The 16,697-nt window shown below is 75.3% G+C and carries 12 protein-coding genes; 5 read left to right on the top strand and 7 right to left on the bottom strand.

Annotated elements, in window-relative coordinates; translation table 11 throughout:
- Positions 1-82 precede the first annotated feature (82 nt).
- On the bottom strand, positions 83-1,249 hold the full coding sequence (locus ACIRS1_RS16135) for a beta-eliminating lyase-related protein (protein WP_360212722.1): 1,167 nt from the start codon (positions 1,247-1,249) through the stop codon (positions 83-85).
- Between the two features lie 359 nt (positions 1,250-1,608).
- Between ACIRS1_RS16135 and ACIRS1_RS16130 the strand changes: the two genes are divergently transcribed.
- Positions 1,609-2,553, top strand: coding sequence for a M23 family metallopeptidase (locus tag ACIRS1_RS16130; protein WP_402839950.1), 945 nt, complete (start codon positions 1,609-1,611; stop codon positions 2,551-2,553).
- A 48-nt stretch (positions 2,554-2,601) separates the two neighbouring features.
- On the opposite strand, the gene ACIRS1_RS16125 is transcribed toward ACIRS1_RS16130, so the two are convergent.
- Positions 2,602-3,237 (bottom strand): helix-turn-helix domain-containing protein, encoded by a 636-nt coding sequence (locus ACIRS1_RS16125; protein WP_360212718.1) that lies wholly within the window; start codon positions 3,235-3,237, stop codon positions 2,602-2,604.
- 227 nt (positions 3,238-3,464) lie between these two features.
- Here ACIRS1_RS16125 and ACIRS1_RS16120 point away from each other — a divergent pair, with 227 nt between their 5' ends.
- Positions 3,465-5,069 (top strand): MDR family MFS transporter, encoded by a 1,605-nt coding sequence (locus tag ACIRS1_RS16120; RefSeq protein WP_402839946.1) that lies wholly within the window; start codon positions 3,465-3,467, stop codon positions 5,067-5,069.
- A 161-nt stretch (positions 5,070-5,230) separates the two neighbouring features.
- On the opposite strand, the gene ACIRS1_RS16115 is transcribed toward ACIRS1_RS16120, so the two are convergent.
- Complete coding sequence (locus ACIRS1_RS16115) at positions 5,231-6,172, bottom strand: A/G-specific adenine glycosylase (RefSeq protein ID WP_387902049.1); 942 nt, start codon at positions 6,170-6,172, stop codon at positions 5,231-5,233.
- A 215-nt stretch (positions 6,173-6,387) separates the two neighbouring features.
- On the opposite strand from ACIRS1_RS16115, the gene ACIRS1_RS16110 reads away from it, so the two are divergent.
- Positions 6,388-7,293 (top strand): hypothetical protein, encoded by a 906-nt coding sequence (locus tag ACIRS1_RS16110; protein WP_402839943.1) that lies wholly within the window; start codon positions 6,388-6,390, stop codon positions 7,291-7,293.
- A 183-nt stretch (positions 7,294-7,476) separates the two neighbouring features.
- On the opposite strand, the gene disA is transcribed toward ACIRS1_RS16110, so the two are convergent.
- Together disA and radA are read right to left on the bottom strand one after the other, a co-directional pair.
- The gene (gene disA / locus ACIRS1_RS16105) at positions 7,477-8,535 is read right to left on the bottom strand and encodes a DNA integrity scanning diadenylate cyclase DisA (RefSeq protein ID WP_360212808.1); all 1,059 of its coding nucleotides are present in this window, start codon (positions 8,533-8,535) and stop codon (positions 7,477-7,479) included.
- A gap of 201 nt (positions 8,536-8,736) precedes the next feature.
- Positions 8,737-10,236, bottom strand: coding sequence for a DNA repair protein RadA (gene radA, locus ACIRS1_RS16100; protein ID WP_360212712.1), 1,500 nt, complete (start codon positions 10,234-10,236; stop codon positions 8,737-8,739).
- Between the two features lie 242 nt (positions 10,237-10,478).
- Here radA and ACIRS1_RS16095 point away from each other — a divergent pair, with 242 nt between their 5' ends.
- Entirely contained in the window at positions 10,479-12,497 is a 2,019-nt protein-coding gene (locus ACIRS1_RS16095; RefSeq protein ID WP_402839939.1) for a sigma-70 family RNA polymerase sigma factor, read from the top strand.
- A 46-nt stretch (positions 12,498-12,543) separates the two neighbouring features.
- Here the strand turns inward: ACIRS1_RS16095 and ACIRS1_RS16090 are convergent, their stop codons facing one another.
- On the bottom strand, positions 12,544-13,878 hold the full coding sequence (locus tag ACIRS1_RS16090; RefSeq protein ID WP_402839936.1) for a DUF1254 domain-containing protein: 1,335 nt from the start codon (positions 13,876-13,878) through the stop codon (positions 12,544-12,546).
- A 93-nt stretch (positions 13,879-13,971) separates the two neighbouring features.
- Positions 13,972-15,315 carry a DUF1254 domain-containing protein gene (locus tag ACIRS1_RS16085; protein WP_402839934.1) on the bottom strand — a complete coding sequence of 448 codons (1,344 nt, stop codon included), beginning with the start codon at positions 15,313-15,315 and terminating at the stop codon, positions 13,972-13,974.
- A 233-nt stretch (positions 15,316-15,548) separates the two neighbouring features.
- Here ACIRS1_RS16085 and ACIRS1_RS16080 point away from each other — a divergent pair, with 233 nt between their 5' ends.
- A complete protein-coding gene (locus ACIRS1_RS16080; protein ID WP_402839931.1) occupies positions 15,549-16,589 on the top strand; it encodes an NAD-dependent epimerase/dehydratase family protein in 1,041 nt (346 codons plus the stop codon).
- Positions 16,590-16,697: the final 108 nt, after the last annotated feature.

Genomic DNA, 16,697 nt, shown 5'->3' with positions numbered 1-16,697 from the left:
AGGCGCATCTGAACACACCTCGGCCGGCCCGTCCCCGCACTGCGCGGGGGCGGGCCGGTCGTCCTTGCACCGGGCCCCGCCGCTACCCGACCTTGCCACCGGCCGGCAGCCGGTCGAGGAAGGCGGCGGCCGCCCCGGCGACCTCGGCGGCCGTCCAGTCGAGCGCGGCCGCGGCCACCGTGACCTCCGTCATCGACAGCCCCGGCAGGTCGCGCTCGCGCCAGCCGCCGAACAGCCCGGTCCCGGTGTCCTCGGCCAGCCCCAGCGTGGCCTCCTCCAACTCCTCGGCGCGGTACGGCAACCAGAGCTGGAACTGGTGGGTGTGCGGCGGGGCCGGGTGCACCCGGGCGCCCGGGACCGCGGCGAAGGCGGCGGCCAGCGCCGCGGCGACCGTCCGGGCGTGGGCCACGTACCGGTCCAGCCGCGGGAGTTCGTCGTCCAGCCCGGCCAGCGCGGCCAGCACCGCCGGCCACTGCTGGTAGACCTGGCCGCCGTACCGGTGCCGCCAGGCCCGGGCGGTGCGGACGAAGCCCGCGGCGCCGGCCAGCGCGGCGCCGCTGACCCCGCCGAGCGTCTTGTAGAAGGAGACGTAGACCGAGTCGGCCAACCCAGCGATCTCCGGCAACGAGTGGCCCAGGTGCCGCACCGACTCCCAGATCCGGGCGCCGTCCACGTGCAGCGCCGCGCCGTGCTCCGCCCGGACCACCTCCGCCAGCGCCGTCAGCTCCGCCCAGTCGGGCAGCACGAACCCGGCCTCGCGCAACGGCAGCTCGAGGCTGAGCGCGGCGTACGGCTCGTCGAAGGCGCGCAGCTCGGCGGCGGTGGGCTGGCGCGGCGCGATGGTCGGCCAGACGCTGCGCAGTCCGGTCAACACCCCGAGCGCCTGCCGCTCGGCCCGGTCGGTGTGGGCCAGCGGGTGCGTCGCGACGGTGCGCAGCCCGGCGGCCTCGGCGTGGATCCGCAGGGCGACCTGCTGGGCCATCGTGCCGGTGGGGAAGAAGGCCGCGTCCTCGGTGCCCAGCAGGTCGGCGACCCGGCGCTCCAGGGTGCGGACCACGCCGTCGCCGTACTGGTCCGGCCGGTGGTCCAGGCCGCCGTCCGCGGCCGCGAGGGCGGCGAGGCGTTCGCGCATGCTCTGCGGCCGGGCGCCGGACAGGATCCGCTCGCAGCCCCGCAGGGCGGCGAAGCGGCGGTCCGGGAGGCTCGGGCGGTCACTGCCGTCGGGGTCTTCGCTCCTGTTGCCATACATGGGTCGATGGTCCCGCAGCGGGCCCGTCAGGTCAGCGGCGCGGACCGCGAAAGGCCCCGGGGCCGGCACAAACCCCGGTGCGGCGTGGGACTGGTCACAGGGGCCGGAAGGGGTACGAGCGGCGGTAGTAGGCGGCCCGGCGGGCCCGGCGGCCGCCGCGGACCGGTGGTGGTCGATCCGATCCCGTGATCGTCGCTCCGCCGGCCCGGATCCCGGGCGCGACGCCGACTACCCGCCGTAGTACGTCACACCGTTTGGGGCTGCGCCCGGTGACGGTTACACCTGAGTGGTCCCCGCGCAGCACAGCCCGAACGGGTCCTTCCGTGCTGCCCTCGTACGACCGTGAGGTACGGCAACCGATGTCCTCTGTCCCGCCCGTGGGGCCCGCGCTGCGCCGGCTCGCCGCCCGCGCCGCCGCCCAGGCCGCGGCCTGGCAGCCCCGGCTCGGCCACGCCGTCCGCACCCACGCCGCCGCACCGCTGCGCGCGCTCGCCACGCCCCGTCACGCCACCCTGCCGGGCAGCCGTCAGCGCGCCGACCGGGACCACGCGGTGGCCTCCGCGGGCGTGGTCGCCGCCCTGCTCGCCGGCGGGCTGCTGGTGGCCGCCCCCGGCAGCGCCTCGGCGCACACCGTCCGGCCCACCACCCCGGGCAGCTCGGCCTTCACGGCACCGCAGGCCGCGGTGCCCAGCCCCGGGATCGTCCAGGTGTCGGGGCCGAGCTCCTACCGGCTCCCCGGCGGCGGGGACTCGGCGCAGGATTCCGTCGCGGTGGCCGCCAACCTGCTGCCGACCGAGCCGCCGGCCGCCGCCGCAGCGCCCGCGGACCCGGCCCCCGCCGCGGCACCCGCCGCCGAGCCCGCCCCGGCCCCGGCACCCGCCCCGGCACCCGCGCCCGAGTGGTCGGCGCCCGCCCCCGGTGCACGGACCAGCAACCCGTACGGGAAGGCCAACGCCGAGTACGCCGCCGGGTACCACACCGGGGTGGACTTCGCGGTCGCCCCGGGCACCCCGCTGCTGGCGGTCGGCAACGCGACCGTGGTGTCGGCCGGTTGGGACGGCGCGTACGGCAAGGAGGTCGTGCTGCGGCTGGCGGACGGGCGCTACGCGCAGTACGCGCACATGTCCTCGCTCGCCGTCTCGGCGGGCGACAAGGTGTCGGCCGGCGAGCGGATCGGGCGCTCCGGGAGCACCGGCAACTCGACCGGGCCCCACCTGCACTTCGAGATCCGCACCAGCAACCACTACGGCGCGGTGGTCAACCCGATCGCGTACCTCGCGGGGCACGGCGTCACCGACTTCTGACCCCGGGCCCCCGCCCTGTCCGCCCCGGGGCGGACGGGGCGGACGGTCTCAGGGGCGCGCGGGGGCGGGGTGGCTGATCCGGCCGCCGATCTCCAGGGCGACCACCCGGGCCGCCGCGATCGCGTCCTCCAGGGTGGCCGCGACCTGTGAGGTCTCGCCCCAGACGTTGTCGGTCCGGCCGCACTCGGAGTCGTCCTGCTTGAGCAGGAACAGCGACGAGTGGACGGTGAACAGGGACATCGCGGCGCGCAGCCGGTCCTGGAAGTCGGCGTCCGGCCCGTGCACCAGCTGGATCATGGTGATCATGCGGTCCCGGAACGCCAGCCCGGCCGGGGACTCGCGCAGCGCGGGCTGGTTCTCGTGGAAGAAGCGCAGCAGCGGCGCCCGCTCGGCCATCCCGTCCGCGAAGCGGCGGATCAGCTCGTCCCGCATCTCCGGGCTCCAGGACTGCTCACGGCCCCACGCGATGGTCTCGTCGATCGGCGCGGCCATCCGCTCGACGATGCCGAGGACGATGTCGTCCTTGGTCTTGAAGTGGTAGTAGAGCGCGGCCTTGGTGACGCCGAGGCGGTCGGCGATCTCGCGCAGTGAGGTCTGCTCGTAGCCCTGCTCGGAGAAGAGCTCCAACGACACCTCGATGATGCGAGCCCGGGTGTCGCTGCGGGGGCTGTGCGGAGTGCCCATGGCCTGCCTCATGACTGCGTCGGTGACTGCTGCGGACCCCGGTGGCGTCCGCCCCGGGCCATTCTCCCTGCCCGGACGGCCGCTCGGGAAACTGGCTTGACGGCCGGCTAGTACACAACTTACCGTGCCGACGGTACACCAAACTAGCCGGGCGACAAGTAAGTAGTCGGCCAGCAGGCACGCACGGCCTCCGCTCGTCCGCAACACCCCCCGGGAGACACCACCTCATGTCACAGTCCAAGACCGCCGGGCCGGCACCGGAGGAGCAGACGGCCGAGGAGGAACAGCCGCGGTCGCCCCGCGAGATCCGCCTCGTGATGGTCGGCCTGGTCGTCACCATGCTGCTGGCCATGCTCGACAACCTGATCGTCGGCACCGCGATGCCGACGATCGTCGGTGACCTCGGCGGCGCCGAGCACCTGTCCTGGGTCGTCACCTCCTACACCCTGGCCACCGCCGCCTCCACCCCGATCTGGGGCAAGCTCGGCGACCTCTACGGCCGCAAGGGCACCTTCCTCACCTCGATCGTGATCTTCCTGGTGGGCTCGGCGCTGTCCGGCCTCTCGCAGAACATGAACGAGCTGATCGGCTTCCGCGCCCTCCAGGGCCTGGGCGCCGGCGGTCTGATGGTCGGCGTCATGTCGATCATGGGCGCGCTGGTCCCGCCGCGCGACCGCGGCAAGTACCAGGGCATGTTCGCCGCGGTGATGGCCCTCGCCACCATCGGCGGCCCGCTGATCGGCGGCTTCATCACCGACCACCTCAGCTGGCACTGGACCTTCTACATCAACCTGCCGCTCGGCGTGGTCGCGCTCGCCGTGGTCGTCGTCACCCTGAAGCTCCCGAAGGTCCGCAACACGGCCCGGATCGACTACCTGGGCGCCCTGCTGCTCACCACCGGCATCGTCTCGCTCACCCTGATCACCACCTGGGGCGGCCAGCAGTACGCCTGGGGCTCCAAGCAGATCCTCGGTCTGGCCGCGCTCTCCGCCGCCTCGCTGATCGCCTTCTGCTACGTCGAGCAGCGGGTGCAGGAGCCGATGCTGCCGCTGAGCCTGTTCAAGAACCTCAACTTCACCCTGGTCTCGATCATCGGCTTCATCGTCGGCTTCGTGATGTTCGGCTCGACCGTCTTCCTGCCGCTCTACCAGCAGATCGTCCAGGGCGCCTCGGCCACCAACTCCGGGCTGCTGCTGATGCCGATGATGTTCGGCATGCTGGTCGTCTCGCTGGTGGTCGGCCAGGCCGTCACCAAGACCGGCAAGTACCGGATCTACCCGATCATCGGCACCGTCGTGATGACCGGCGGCATGGTGCTGCTCTCCACCATGGGCACCGGGACCAGCAGCTTCACCTCCGCCTGCTGGATGGTCGTGCTCGGCGCCGGCATGGGCTTCCTGATGCAGATCACCATGCTCGTCGCGCAGAACAGCGTCGAGCTCAAGGACGTGGGCGTGGCCAGCTCCACCGCCACCCTGTTCCGCACCATCGGCGGCTCCTTCGGCGTCGCGCTCTTCGGCGCGCTGTTCAACAACCGGGTCACCGAGACGATGAAGGAGCGGCTCGGCGAGCAGGCCACCGCGGGCGGCGGCGGGGTGAAGGACCCGGGCCAGATGAGCCCGGCCGCCCTGCGCAAGCTCCCCGACACCATCCAGGACGCCTACCACCACGCGGTGTCCAACGGCCTGCACACCGTCTTCCTGTGGGGCGCGGCGGCGGCCGTGATCGCCATCGCCGCCGCGGTGTTCCTGCGCGAGGTGCCGCTGCGCGGCGTCGGCACCGGCAAGGAGGACAAGGCGGCCGAGGCCTCGCTGGAGGCTGCGGCCATCTGATCCGCCCGACGTGCCGAAGGCGCCCCCGGAGCCGTGCTCCGGGGGCGCCTTCGTGCGTCCCCGCGGGCCCGGGGGCGCCGGGTGTCCCGAGGTGTCCCGCGGGCGCCTTCGGACACCGGGAGCGCGAACGGGCGGGCCGGGCCGTACCGCGGAGGCGCCGGCTACTGGGGCAGCCGGTAGACGCCCTGCTCGACCGGCTCGACCAGGCCGTCCGCGACCAGTCCGTCCAGCGCCCGGGCCCGCTGCACCGCGTCGGGCCAGACCTCGTCCAGCCGGGCCTGCGGCACCGCGCCGTGCGCCTCCCGCAGCACCGCGAGCAGCTTGCCGCGCACCTGCCGGTCCGTCCCCTCGTAGGTCTGGCCGCGCCGGGCCGGGCCCTCGTACGGCGGGCGGCCGGCCCGCTGCCAGGCGCAGTGGGCGAACAGCGGGCAGTCCCCGCACTCCGGGCCGCGCGCGGTGCAGACCAGCGCGCCCAGCTCCATCACGCCGACCGCCCAGGTGGCCGCCGTCTCGGCGTCGTCGGGCAGCAGCGCGGTCGCCGTACGGCGCTCGGCGGCCGTGGTGGCCTGGGCCGGGTACTCGACGCCGGTGACGGCGCGGGCGAACACCCGGCGGACGTTGGTGTCCAGCACCACGTGCCGCTGACGGAAGGCGAAGGAGGCGACCGCGGCGGCGGTGTACTCCCCCACGCCGGGCAGCGAGAGCAGCGTCGCGTGGTCGTCAGGCACCTCGCCGCCGTGCTCCTCGGTGATCGCCACCGCGGCCGCGTGCAGCCGCAGCGCGCGGCGCGGGTAGCCGAGCCGGCCCCACATCCGGACCGCCTCGCCGGGCGCGTCGGCCGCGAGCGCCGCCGGGGTGGGCCAGCGGGTCAGCCAGGCCTCCCAGGCGGGCAGTACGCGCTTCACGGGGGTCTGCTGGAGCATGAACTCGCTCACCATGACCGCCCAGGGCGTCGCGTCGGGCGTCCGCCAGGGCAGGTCGCGCTTTCCGGCCTCGTACCAGTCGAGGACGGTCGCGTGGAAGAGCGGCAGGGGCATCGGCAACCGGACGGCCTCCGGTGCGGAGCCGGTCGGAGCAACGGGAACGGGGGTGATGGCAGCCATGGCCCTTCGATCCTCCCATGCCCGGCGGCCCCGGCCGAAGCGGAGTTCGAGGCTCCGGACAATTCGGTGAACCGCGGGGAAATCACCGCTTCGGGGCTCCCTCGAACGGCGCAAATGGCGGATCATGTGAAGGAAGGGGCGACTGTGCAGTGTTGGTGAGTCAATCGCCACACACAGTCTCGTAGAGTTTGGGCGTGCCCTCTCTGCGTCAACCCGTGGGACCTCTGCCGGCCTCGATCTACTGGCGCCGGCGCCTCGTCATGCTCGCCGCCGTCGCGGCGGTCGTCGCCCTGATCGCCTGGCTGATGACCGATCAGGGCGGTGACGGCGGATCACAGAGCAAGGCCGCCCAGGCCGTTCCGTCCCAGTCCCAGACCCCCGCCCAGGCCATCACGCCCGGAGCCTCGCCCAGCGGGCCGGCGGCCCGCCCCGGCGGCGGCAGCGGCGGTGGCGGCAGCCAGAGCGGCGGCCCGGTGGCCGGCTCCGGCGGCGGCGAGGTCAGCCTCAGCACCGGCGGCACCGGCGGAGCCCCCAACCCGGCCCCCGCCACGGGCGGATCGGGCGGTGGCGCGGCCGCGGGCGGTGCCTCCGGCGGGACGGGCGGCGCGGGTGCCGCGGGCGGCGCGGGTGCCGCGGGCGGGTCGGGCGGCTCGGGCGGGTCGGGCGGCTCGGGCGGCGCCCCGGCGGTGAACACGGCCGAGGTGATGGCCCTGCCGGTCTGCGTCTCCTCCCAGGTCACCCTGGAGCTGACCGGCGCCCAGAACTCGTACCAGCCCAAGGACAAGCCCCGGCTCTCGCTCACCGTGAAGAACGCCTCCGGCACCAACTGCCGGGTGGACCTGGGCCGGACCGCCTCCGCGATCACCGTGACCGCCAGCAACGGCGACCGGATCTGGTCCTCCGGCGACTGCCCGAGCGACCGCGGCAGCGCCTGGGTGCAGATCCCGGCCAACAACGGCATGACCGAGACCTTCACCTGGGACCGCAGCCGCAGCAAGCCGCAGTGCGCCACCGTGGACACGACGGCCCCGGCCGCCGGCACCTACCTGGTGGTCGCCGACCTCACCGGCCTCTCCGGCGGGCAGGTCTCGGCGCGCTCCTCGATCCGTCTGGAGAGCTGAGGCACCCTCGGCTCCACGCGAAGCCCCCACCGCCGGACCGGTTCCGGTGGTGGGGGCTTCGGCGTTCGGCGGCGGGGCGCGGCGCGGCAGGACGCAGCGGGCCGCGGCGGGACGTGCGAAGGCCCCCGGGAGACCTGCTCGCCGGGGGCCCGGGCGGAGGCGCCGCGAGACGGGCGCCCCCGGTCAGACGTAGCGTTCCAGGATGGACGATTCGGCAAGGCGGGACAGGCCCTCCCGGACCGAACGGGCCCGGGTCTCGCCGACGCCCTCGACCGTCTGCAGGTCGTCGATGCTGGCGGCGAGCAGCTTCTGCAGACCGCCGAAGTGCTCGACCAGGCGCTCTATCACCGTGTTGGGCAGACGCGGGATCTTCGCCAGCAGCCGGTAGCCCCGCGGCGAGACCGCGGAGTCCAGCGACTCCGGGGAGCCCGAGTAGCCGAGCGCCTTGGCGACCGTCTGGAGGTCCAGCAGTTCGGCGTGGGTGAGCGCCTCCAGATCGGCCAGCACCTCGTTGACCGTGCGGCCCTTCTTGGCGGCGCGCTCCGGGAAGTAGTCCCGGGCGACCAGCTCCCGCTCCGGCTCCACGCCCGCGATCAGCTCGTCCAGCTGGAGCGAGAGCAGACGGCCGTCGATGCCGAGCTCCAGCACGTAGCCGGCGATCTCGGTGGCGATCAGCCGGACCATCTCCAGCCGCTGGGCGACGGCGGTGACGTCCCGGACCGTCACCAGGTCCTCGATCTCCAGCGCGGAGAGCGTGCCGGCGACCTCGTCCAGGCGCAGCTTGTAGCGCTCCAGGGTGGCCAGCGCCTGGTTCGCGCGGGACAGGACGGTGGTCGAGTCCTCCAGCACCCGGCGGGTGCCGTTCACGTACATCGCGATCAGCCGCATCGAGTGCGAGACCGCCACCACCGGGAAGCCGGTCTGCCGGTTGACGCGCTCGGCGGTGCGGTGGCGGGTGCCGGTCTCGTCGGTGGGGATGGTGGAGTCCGGCATCAGGTGCACGCCGGCCCGGACGATCTTGGTGATGTCCTTGTCCAGCACCACCGCGCCGTCGAGCTTGCACAGCTCGCGCAGGCGGGTGGCGGTGAACTCCACGTCCAGGACGAAACCACCGGTGCAGATCGACTCGACCGTCTTGTCGAAACCGAGCACGATCAGGCCGCCGGTGTTGGCCCGGAGCACCCGCTCCAGGCCGTCGCGCAGCCCCGTGCCGGGCGCGATGGCGGTGAGGGAGGCCCGCAGCAGGGCCTCCTCACGGGAGGCCTTGTCCGCCCCCCGGTCGCTGGCTGCCACGTGACTCCTCCGGTCGACCCCGTGCCGCGCGCCTCGCGCCGTGCGCCGGTCCGCGGTCTGTTGCTCTGTCGCTCAGTACCGCTCGGTACTGCCTACTGGCCAATGAGACTGGGGAAAGTCTAACTGCGTGCGGCATCGACAGGGCTTGGGTCAGCGCAGTTCGTCGGAGTCGAGCGGCTCCCAGCCGTCCATCAGCTCCTCCGGATCGGCGACGACCCGGGCCGAACGGGGGGCCGGCGGCGCCGACGGTGCCTCACCACGGGGCTTGGCGGCGGCCCGGCGGCGGCCCGGGATCGCCCGCAGCGCCTCGCCGATGTCGGCCACCTCCACCACCTTCATGCCCGGCGGCACCTTGCCCGGGTCCGGCGGGACGAGGGCGTGCGTGAAGCCCAGCCGGTGCGCCTCGGCGAGCCGCCGCTGCACACCCGTCACCCGCCGCACCTCGCCCGCCAGGCCGACCTCGCCGATCGCCACCAGGTTGCTGGGCAGCGGGGTGTCGGAGGAGGAGCTGGCCACCGCGAGCGCGACCGCGAGGTCGGCGGACGGCTCGCTCAGCTTCACCCCGCCCACCGTCGCGGTGTAGATGTCCTGCTTGCCGAGCTTCACCCCGCCGTGCCGCTCGACCACCGCCAGGATCATCGCGATCCGCGGCGACTCCAGGCCCGAGGTGGTGCGCCGCGGCGACGGGATCTGCGAATCCACCATCAGCGCCTGCACCTCCGCGACCAGCGGCCGCTTGCCCTCCAGCGTGACGGTGAGGCAGGTGCCCGGGACGGGCTTGTCACGCCTGGTCAGGAAGAGGCCGGACGGATCCGCCAGACCGGCGATGCCCTCGTCGTGCAGCTCGAAGCAGCCGACCTCGTCCGTCGCGCCGTAGCGGTTCTTGACCCCGCGGATGAGCCGCAGCCGGGCGTGGCGGTCCCCCTCGAAGCTGAGCACGACGTCCACCAGGTGCTCCAGCAGGCGCGGGCCCGCGATCTGGCCGTCCTTGGTGACGTGGCCGACCAGCAGCGTGGCCATGCCGCGCTCCTTGGACGCCCGGATCAGCGCGCCCGCCACCTCGCGGACCTGGGCCGGGCCGCCGGGGGCGCCGTCCAGCTCGGCGGAGGCGATGGTCTGCACCGAGTCCAGGATCAGCAGGCCGGGGTTGACCGCCTCGACGTGCCCGAGCACGGCGCCGAGGTCGGACTCGGCGGCGAGGTAGAGGTGGTCGGAGAGGGCGTTGATGCGGTCCGCCCGCAGCCGCACCTGGCCGGCCGACTCCTCGCCCGTGACGTAGAGGGTGCGGTGCTGGTCGGAGGCCGCCTTGGCCGCGACGTCCAGCAGCAGGGTGGACTTGCCGACGCCGGGCTCGCCCGCCAACAGGACCACCGCGCCCGGGACCAGCCCGCCGCCGAGCACCCTGTCCAGCTCCGGAACGCCCGTCGAACGCGCCGTCGCGACCTGGCCGTCGACCTGGGCGATCGGGCGGGCGGGCGCGCTGACCGGGCCGGCGGCGGTCGTCCGGATCGGCACCGCGCCGTACTCCTCGACCGTGCCCCAGGCGTTGCACTCCGGGCAGCGGCCGACCCACTTGGGCAGCTGGTTGCCGCACTCGGTGCAGCGGTACGCCGGGCGGGGCTTGGCGGTGGTCTTGGTACGGGCAGCCATGCGGCCACCGTAGCGCCTGGGTCTGACACCGCCGGACGAGCGAGGGGCGCGGGCCCCTCGCGGGCGCCCCGCCCGGCGGGGTGCACGGGCGGGGGCCGGGCGGGGTACACGGGCCGGGGCGGGCGGATGCACGGGCCGGGGCCGGGCGGCGTCCACACAGATGGACGATGTTGTTACCCGAAAGAAGTACATACGCGGCGAACGGCCGGGGCCCACCGCCCGCCGTCTCTACCGTCGGACGGGTGACAACGCGTACTGAAGCGCCGCCGGCCGCCGTGCTCGCGGCGTACGACCGGCAGGTGGACGGCCTGTTCACCTACTGCCTCTCGGTGCTGTGCGAGCACGACGCGGCCGCCGCCGCCCTGCACGAGGTCCGCGAGCTGGCCCGGCGGCACGGCGCCCGGCTCGCCGAGCCCGGGCTGGTCCGGGCCTGGCTGTTCGCACTGGCCAGGTACTGCTGCCAGCGGCGTCTGGCGGACGGCGCCGGCCGGGAGCCCGGAGCGGAGCCGGCCGAGGCCGAGGCGGCCCGGCGTCGGCGCGAGCTGGCCTCGCTCGCCTGGCCGGAGGCGGCCGGCACCGATCCCGAGCAGCGCGAGGCGCTGGAGCTGTCCGTCCGGCACCGGCTGACCCCGCACGAGGTGGCGGCCGTCCTGGGGCTGCCGTTCGAACGGACCCGCGCCCTGCTCGCCGCCGCCGAGGCCGAGGTGGCCCGGACCAGGGCCGCGCTGCTGGTGCTCGGGGTGGGCAGCTGCCCGGAGCTCGACCGGCTCGGCGGGGCCGGGGCGGAGTCCTGGCGGGACTGGGTGCTCGGTCCGGCGCTGCGCCGGGAGCTGGTGCAGCACGTGGTCGACTGCCCGACCTGCCGGGGGACGGCGGAACGGGTGGGCGACGAGGCGGCGGAGGGCTCGGCCGGGCTGTCCGGGCTGGCGCTGCTGACCGCGCCCGCGGCCGCACCGGTGGGGGGCGGGCCGGGCATGCGCGAGGGGGGCGAGGACGGCGCGGCGGAGGACGGCGCGGCGGAGGACGGCGCGGCGGGCTACCTGCCGACGGCGTCCGGGGCCGCCCGGCGGGCCCGGCGGGCGGCCGGGGCCCCGGCGGTGGATCCGGGACTGCGGTTCGACCAGGGCGGCTTCCCCCGGCACCGGGCGCCGGACACGGGCCGCGCGCTGGCGGTCCGCCGGCGGGTGGTGACCACCGGGGTGCTGGCCGCCGTCCTGGCCGCGCCGGTGGTCGCGCTCTGGGCGGGGCACCGCGGCGGCGGCGAGCCGGGGTCGGCGGCCTCGGTCTCCACGGTGCGGGTGGAGGAGGCCGGCCGGGCGGGCGGGCAGCTGCCGCCGGACGCGCGGCCGTCGGCGGGTGATCCGGCCGACCCGGAGTCGTCCGCGGTCCCCGGGATGGAATTGGCGGGTGCGGGGGCGGTCACGTCCGGTTCCGGCACTGCAGAAACGTTGTTCCCCGGGATTCCGCGGCTCGCCCTCCAGGGACCGGCCGTACCGGTACCGGCCCGCGGCGCGACCCCGATCGGCAGCCCCACCCTGGTCGCCGCCCCCGCCCCCGCGGTCGAGCGGGTCACCGCTCCCTGGCCGGGCCAGGCCGCACCGGCCGCGACCGGGCTGCTCACCGTCGAGGCCGGCGAGTACGGCAGCCGGACCGTCCTCACGCTCACCAACTCCGGTGCCACCGAGATCCGTTGGCGTGCCGCGCCGGACGCCGGCTGGCTCCGGCTCAGCCGTGACTCCGGGACGCTGGCCCCGGGCCAGCGGATCACCGTGATCGTCACGGTGGACGAGGACCTCGCCCCCACGACGCACTGGACCGCCCGGATCGCGCTGCCGCCCTCGCAGGCGGTCGTCACCCTGGAGGGCGGCCCGCACAACCGGGGCGGTTCGGCCTCCTCCCCCGCCGACCCGGGCCCGACCGCCACGGCGGCCCCGGGGACGACACCCGATCCCACACCGACCGGCTCAACGGGCTCGAGCGGTTCGACCGGCTCCACGCCCGGTGGCACTCCGAGCGGGACCCCGCGACCGTCCGGGTCGGCGACGGCGTCCCCGTCCCCGTCGGGTTCGCCCTCCTCCGCGCCGCCGTCGCCCTCGCCCTCCTCCTCGCCGAGCTCCTCACCGAGCTCCTCGCCGTCCGCGCACCCGTCCGCGCACCCGTCCGCGCACCCGTCCTCGCAGCCCTCCTCGCAGCCCTCCGCGCAGCCGTCGGGCTCTCCCACGGCCGCCCCGGCGGGCGGTGCGTCCCCGGCCGCGCGCTGAGGCACCCGTACGGCGGGGGACGGGCGGAGCGGTACGGCCCGGACGGTCAGCTCCGCCGGATCGGCGGCACCCGGTAGCTGCCGTCCAGCACGGCCTGCTTCGGCTGGTAGAGCCGGATGATCGGACGGAACTCGCCGGGCGGCGTGGGCAGCCAGTTGGCCGCCGTCGGCCCGTCCTCGGGTTCCTCGTGCTGGAGCGTCAGGGTGAGCGAGCCGTCCTCGCCGTAGACCAGGCCCGGGGTGCGGTCGCCGATCGAGTAGCGCCCGATCGGGTTCTCCACCAGGTAGTAGTCCGGCAGCCCGTACATCGTGACGGACCAGAAGGCCTCGGCCGGCGGCGGCTGGTCGAAGTGCAGCGTGTAGCGGTGCTCGCCGCTGAGCGGGCGGCCGTCGGAGTCGTCGTAGGTCATCGCGTACGAGGCCTCGTAGGCGTGGTTGCCCCAGAGGCCGGCCCGGGCGGCGGCGGCCCGGCTGAGGTAGCCGGCGCGGCGGTCGGGGATGCGCCAGTCGGGTTCGTCGCGGGTCCCGGGCCCCAGGTGGTCGATGTTGTAGTCGAACAGGTGGAGCGCCGAACGCCACTCGCCGAGCGGGTGGTCCTCGGGCGGGCGGGTGGCGTCCTCGACCCGCTCCCGGCCGGCGGCCAGGCCCCTGCCCAGCGCGAGCGTCCAGTCCGCGGCGGCCGCGCGGTACGGCGAGGCGCCCGGGTCGAGGAGGCCGAGCGGGGCGAAGCGCCGCTGGTACTCGACGTCCGGCCCGGCCGGCAGGAAGGCCTGCATCCAGACCCTGAGCCGTTCGAAGAAGGCCAGCCGCTCGGGGACGTCCGGGTCCGGCTCGGGCAGCCCGGCGACCAGCCCGCCGGGCTCCAACGGCTCCAGGGTGAGGGCGGCCTGGAGGGCCTTGACCCGGGGGAGGTCGCGCGGGCCGGTGCAGGCGAAGCGGCCGACGATGGTCGCCACCGTGGTCGGCACCTCGATCACCCGCGTCGGGTCGGGCGGTGTGCCGTGCCAGCCCGGCGGGACGACCAGCCAGGTCTGCTCCTCGGTGCCGGTGGCGCGGCTCCCGAGGTAGGCGACGTTGTCCGTCCAGGCCCCGACGAACTGCAGCACGTAGTAGGCGCCCGCGGTGTCCGGGACGCGCAGCACCTGCGGGCCCTCGGAGAGGTCGAGCTGGGCGACCGAGTAGACGGTGTCGTTGTTGACCGAGACGAAGTGGTCCCTGGGCCCGGCCAGCCGGGTGGCGTGGCTGAAGTGGTTGAACTCCGCCGCCGGCAGGGTGCCCAGGCCGCCCTTGGTGAAGCGCTCGACCATGGTGAGGCCTGCGACGAGCGGGTAGCCGTAGACGTAGGCGTCGGCGGCCAGGGCCTCCAGCTCGGGCTGGTTCATCGGGTGTCCTTCGTCAGGTCGGTACGGGATGCCCGTCGGGTGCCCGTCGGGTTTCGGCGCTCGCCGTGGGCGGTCACCGCGGGGGCGGGGCGGTCACCGCGGGTCGAGCGGCGGGAGCCGCCAGCGGCCGTCGAGCACGGAGCGGTCCGGCCCGTAGAGCCGGGCGACCACCGAGAACGGGCCGTCCGGGGCGGGCAGCCAGTTGGCGGAGTGCCCGGCGTCGGCGGGGCGCTTGTGCCGGACGTGGAGGGTGAGTCCGCCGTCCGGGTCGCGGACCAGGCCCGGGGTGCGGTCGCCGATCGAGTAGCGGTCCAGGGTGTTGTCGACCAGCAGGCGGTCCGGGAGCCCGTACATGGTGACCGACCAGAAGAACCGGGCCGGTGGCAGGTCGTCCGGGCCGAAGCGGATCACGTAGTCGCGGTCGCTCGCGTTCGGCGGCCGGTTGCCGGCGCTGTCGACCGGCCAGCCGCCGTACCAGGCCTCCTCGGCAGGCAGCCCGTAGAGGCCGAGCCCGGCGCCCACCGCCTGGCCGAGGAAGTCCGCGCCGACCTCTCCACGGGTGCCGAACAACCCGGCCGAGGTGCCGGGTTCACCGGTGGCGCGGGCCAGCCGGGTGCGGCCGTCGGCGATGCCGCGCTCGATCTCGGCGCGCACCGCGAGGGGCAGTGCGGCGGGTTCGAACTCGCCGCGGCCGTCGACGCCCAGGTCGGTGAGGCGCCCGCGCAGGTCGGTCTCGGCGGGCGGCAGCGCGACCTCGCCGTGCAGCGGGAAGAAGCCGAGCAGGAAGTCGAGGAAGGTCAGGAACTCGACGGTGCCGAGCACCTCCTCGCGCCACACCGGCCAGACCGGCTCCGGCGCGGGGGCGGGCGCCGGGGTGCCCGCGTAGGCGTGCAGCGGGCGCAGCCGGTAGCCCTGCTGGACGGCCGACAGCTCGGCGAGCTCCGCCGGTGTCCCGCCGGCCAGCTGGGTCCGGCCGACGATCCCGACCAGCCGGGTCGCGGTGCGGATCACCCCGCGGACGCCGGGGGGCGGCTCGCCCTGCCAGCCGGGGCCGGCCACCAGGTGGTCGCCGGCCTCCGGGCCGGTGGTCCGGCTGCCGATGAACCCGGCGTAGACGGTGTCGAGTTCGTGCAGCGGCAGAACGTAGTAGCGGTCCGTCGCCGGGACCGACACCACCCACGGCTCGGCGCGCAGGTCCAGCCAGGCCCAGGAGTACGGGGTGTCGTTGTTCGGGGTGACGACGTCGGTGTCGGCCGGGGTGGACGGCCGCCGGTGGTGGCGGAAGACGCCGAAGCCGCCGACGTGGCGCGGGTCCGCGTCGTCCAGGGCCTGCGCGTACAGGGTGCGGTAGTTCCGCAGCATCGGGTAGGCGCGGATCCAGGCCTCGGCGACCGTCGCACGGATGGTGGCCGGGTCCACGAGTGCCGGGTTGGCCATGTGCGTCGCTCTCCCCAGTGCACGGAAGGCCGGCGACGCCGGGGCGGGCCGGAATTCTGGACATACGAGTACATAGCGGATGCTATGCGGGGCCGGGCGGGGCGGCACGTCGGCCGACCGGTGGGGGCGGGGCGGCACGGGGCCGATGGGGCGGGGTGGGCGGGCCCGGCGGCCCGCTCTGCCCAGCGCTAAGCGAGGGTCACCGACGGCCGGCCGCGGACAGACTTGCCCGCATGAAGATCCTCCTGCTCGGCGGCTCGTCCTTCCTCGGACGGGCCTACGCATCCGACGCCCTCGCCCGCGGCCACGAGGTGACCACCTTCAACCGCGGCCGCACCACCGCCGACCTGCCCGGTGTCGAGACCGTCCGGGGCGACCGCGACCACGCCGACGACCTCGCCCGGCTCGTCGAGGGCCGCAGCTGGGACGCCGTCGTCGACACCTCCGCGCAGCAGCCCGCCCAGGCGGCGGCCTCCGCCGCACTGCTGCGCGGCCGGGCCGACCACTACACCTTCGTCTCCTCCGTGCACGCCTTCGCCGACTGGCCCGCCGGAACCGTCACCGAGGACTCGCCCCTGCACCCCTGCCCCGCCGACACCCCTCCCGGCCAGCCGCCCGGCAACCCGCTCAAGGCGGGCTGCGAACGGGCGGTCCTCGACGGCTTCGGCGCCGAACGCTCGCTGATCCTCAACAGCGGGCTGCTCATCGGCCCGCACGAGAACGGCGGACGGTTGCCCTGGTGGCTGGAACGGATGGCCCGCGGCGGGCGGGTGCTGGCCCCCGGCGACCGCCGGCGCACCATGCAGGTGATCGACGTCCGGGACTTCGCCGCCTTCGGGCTCGACCTGCTCACCGCGGGAACCACCGGTCGCTACGTCACCACGGCCCCGCCCGGACTGCTCACCTTCGGCCAGTGGCTGGAGACCTGCCGGGAGGTGGCCGGCGCCGCGGACACCGAGCTGGTCTGGGTCGACGACGCGGCGCTGCTCGCCGAGGGGCCGGACCAGGTCGAGCCGTGGAGCGAACTCCCGCTCTGGGCGCCCGACGTGCCCGAGCTGACGGGCGTCTGGCTCGCCGACACCGGCCGGGCCCGGGCGGCCGGGCTGCGCTGCCGGCCCTTCGCCGAGACCGCGCGGGACACCTGGGAGTGGCTGCGCAACCGCGGCCCGGCCGAGGACACCGACGCCGAGGGGCGGAAGGGCCGCAAGGAGGCCGCGGTGCGGCAGGGCATCGAACCGGCCAAGGAGCAGCGGCTGCTGGCCGCCTTCGGCTGAGCCCCGCGCCGGCTCCGGGACGGGGCACCGGGATCGGCCTCAGCGGCCGGGCCCGGCGACGTGGACGGCGCCGGGGCCTGGACGGGCCTCAGTGGTCGACCCGGCGCT

It is taken from the genome of Kitasatospora sp. NPDC101176 (genome assembly GCF_044768035.1).
In the GTDB taxonomy this organism is placed as follows: domain Bacteria; phylum Actinomycetota; class Actinomycetes; order Streptomycetales; family Streptomycetaceae; genus Kitasatospora.
The sequence above is the reverse complement of the archived record's forward strand: the minus strand, read 5'-3'. Positions and strand labels throughout refer to the sequence as shown.

Excerpts from the sequence above, each read along its gene's own strand:
- ACIRS1_RS16135 (WP_360212722.1), bottom strand. The coding sequence starts at position 1,249 with ATGTATGGCAACAGGAGCGAAGACCCCGACGGCAGTGACCGCCCGAGC.
- ACIRS1_RS16130 (WP_402839950.1), top strand. The coding sequence starts at position 1,609 with ATGTCCTCTGTCCCGCCCGTGGGGCCCGCGCTGCGCCGGCTCGCCGCC.
- ACIRS1_RS16125 (WP_360212718.1), bottom strand. The coding sequence starts at position 3,237 with ATGGGCACTCCGCACAGCCCCCGCAGCGACACCCGGGCTCGCATCATC.
- ACIRS1_RS16120 (WP_402839946.1), top strand. The coding sequence starts at position 3,465 with ATGTCACAGTCCAAGACCGCCGGGCCGGCACCGGAGGAGCAGACGGCC.
- ACIRS1_RS16115 (WP_387902049.1), bottom strand. The coding sequence starts at position 6,172 with ATGGCTGCCATCACCCCCGTTCCCGTTGCTCCGACCGGCTCCGCACCG.
- radA (WP_360212712.1), bottom strand. The coding sequence starts at position 10,236 with ATGGCTGCCCGTACCAAGACCACCGCCAAGCCCCGCCCGGCGTACCGC.
- ACIRS1_RS16090 (WP_402839936.1), bottom strand. The coding sequence starts at position 13,878 with ATGAACCAGCCCGAGCTGGAGGCCCTGGCCGCCGACGCCTACGTCTAC.
- ACIRS1_RS16085 (WP_402839934.1), bottom strand. The coding sequence starts at position 15,315 with ATGGCCAACCCGGCACTCGTGGACCCGGCCACCATCCGTGCGACGGTC.
- ACIRS1_RS16080 (WP_402839931.1), top strand. The coding sequence starts at position 15,549 with ATGAAGATCCTCCTGCTCGGCGGCTCGTCCTTCCTCGGACGGGCCTAC.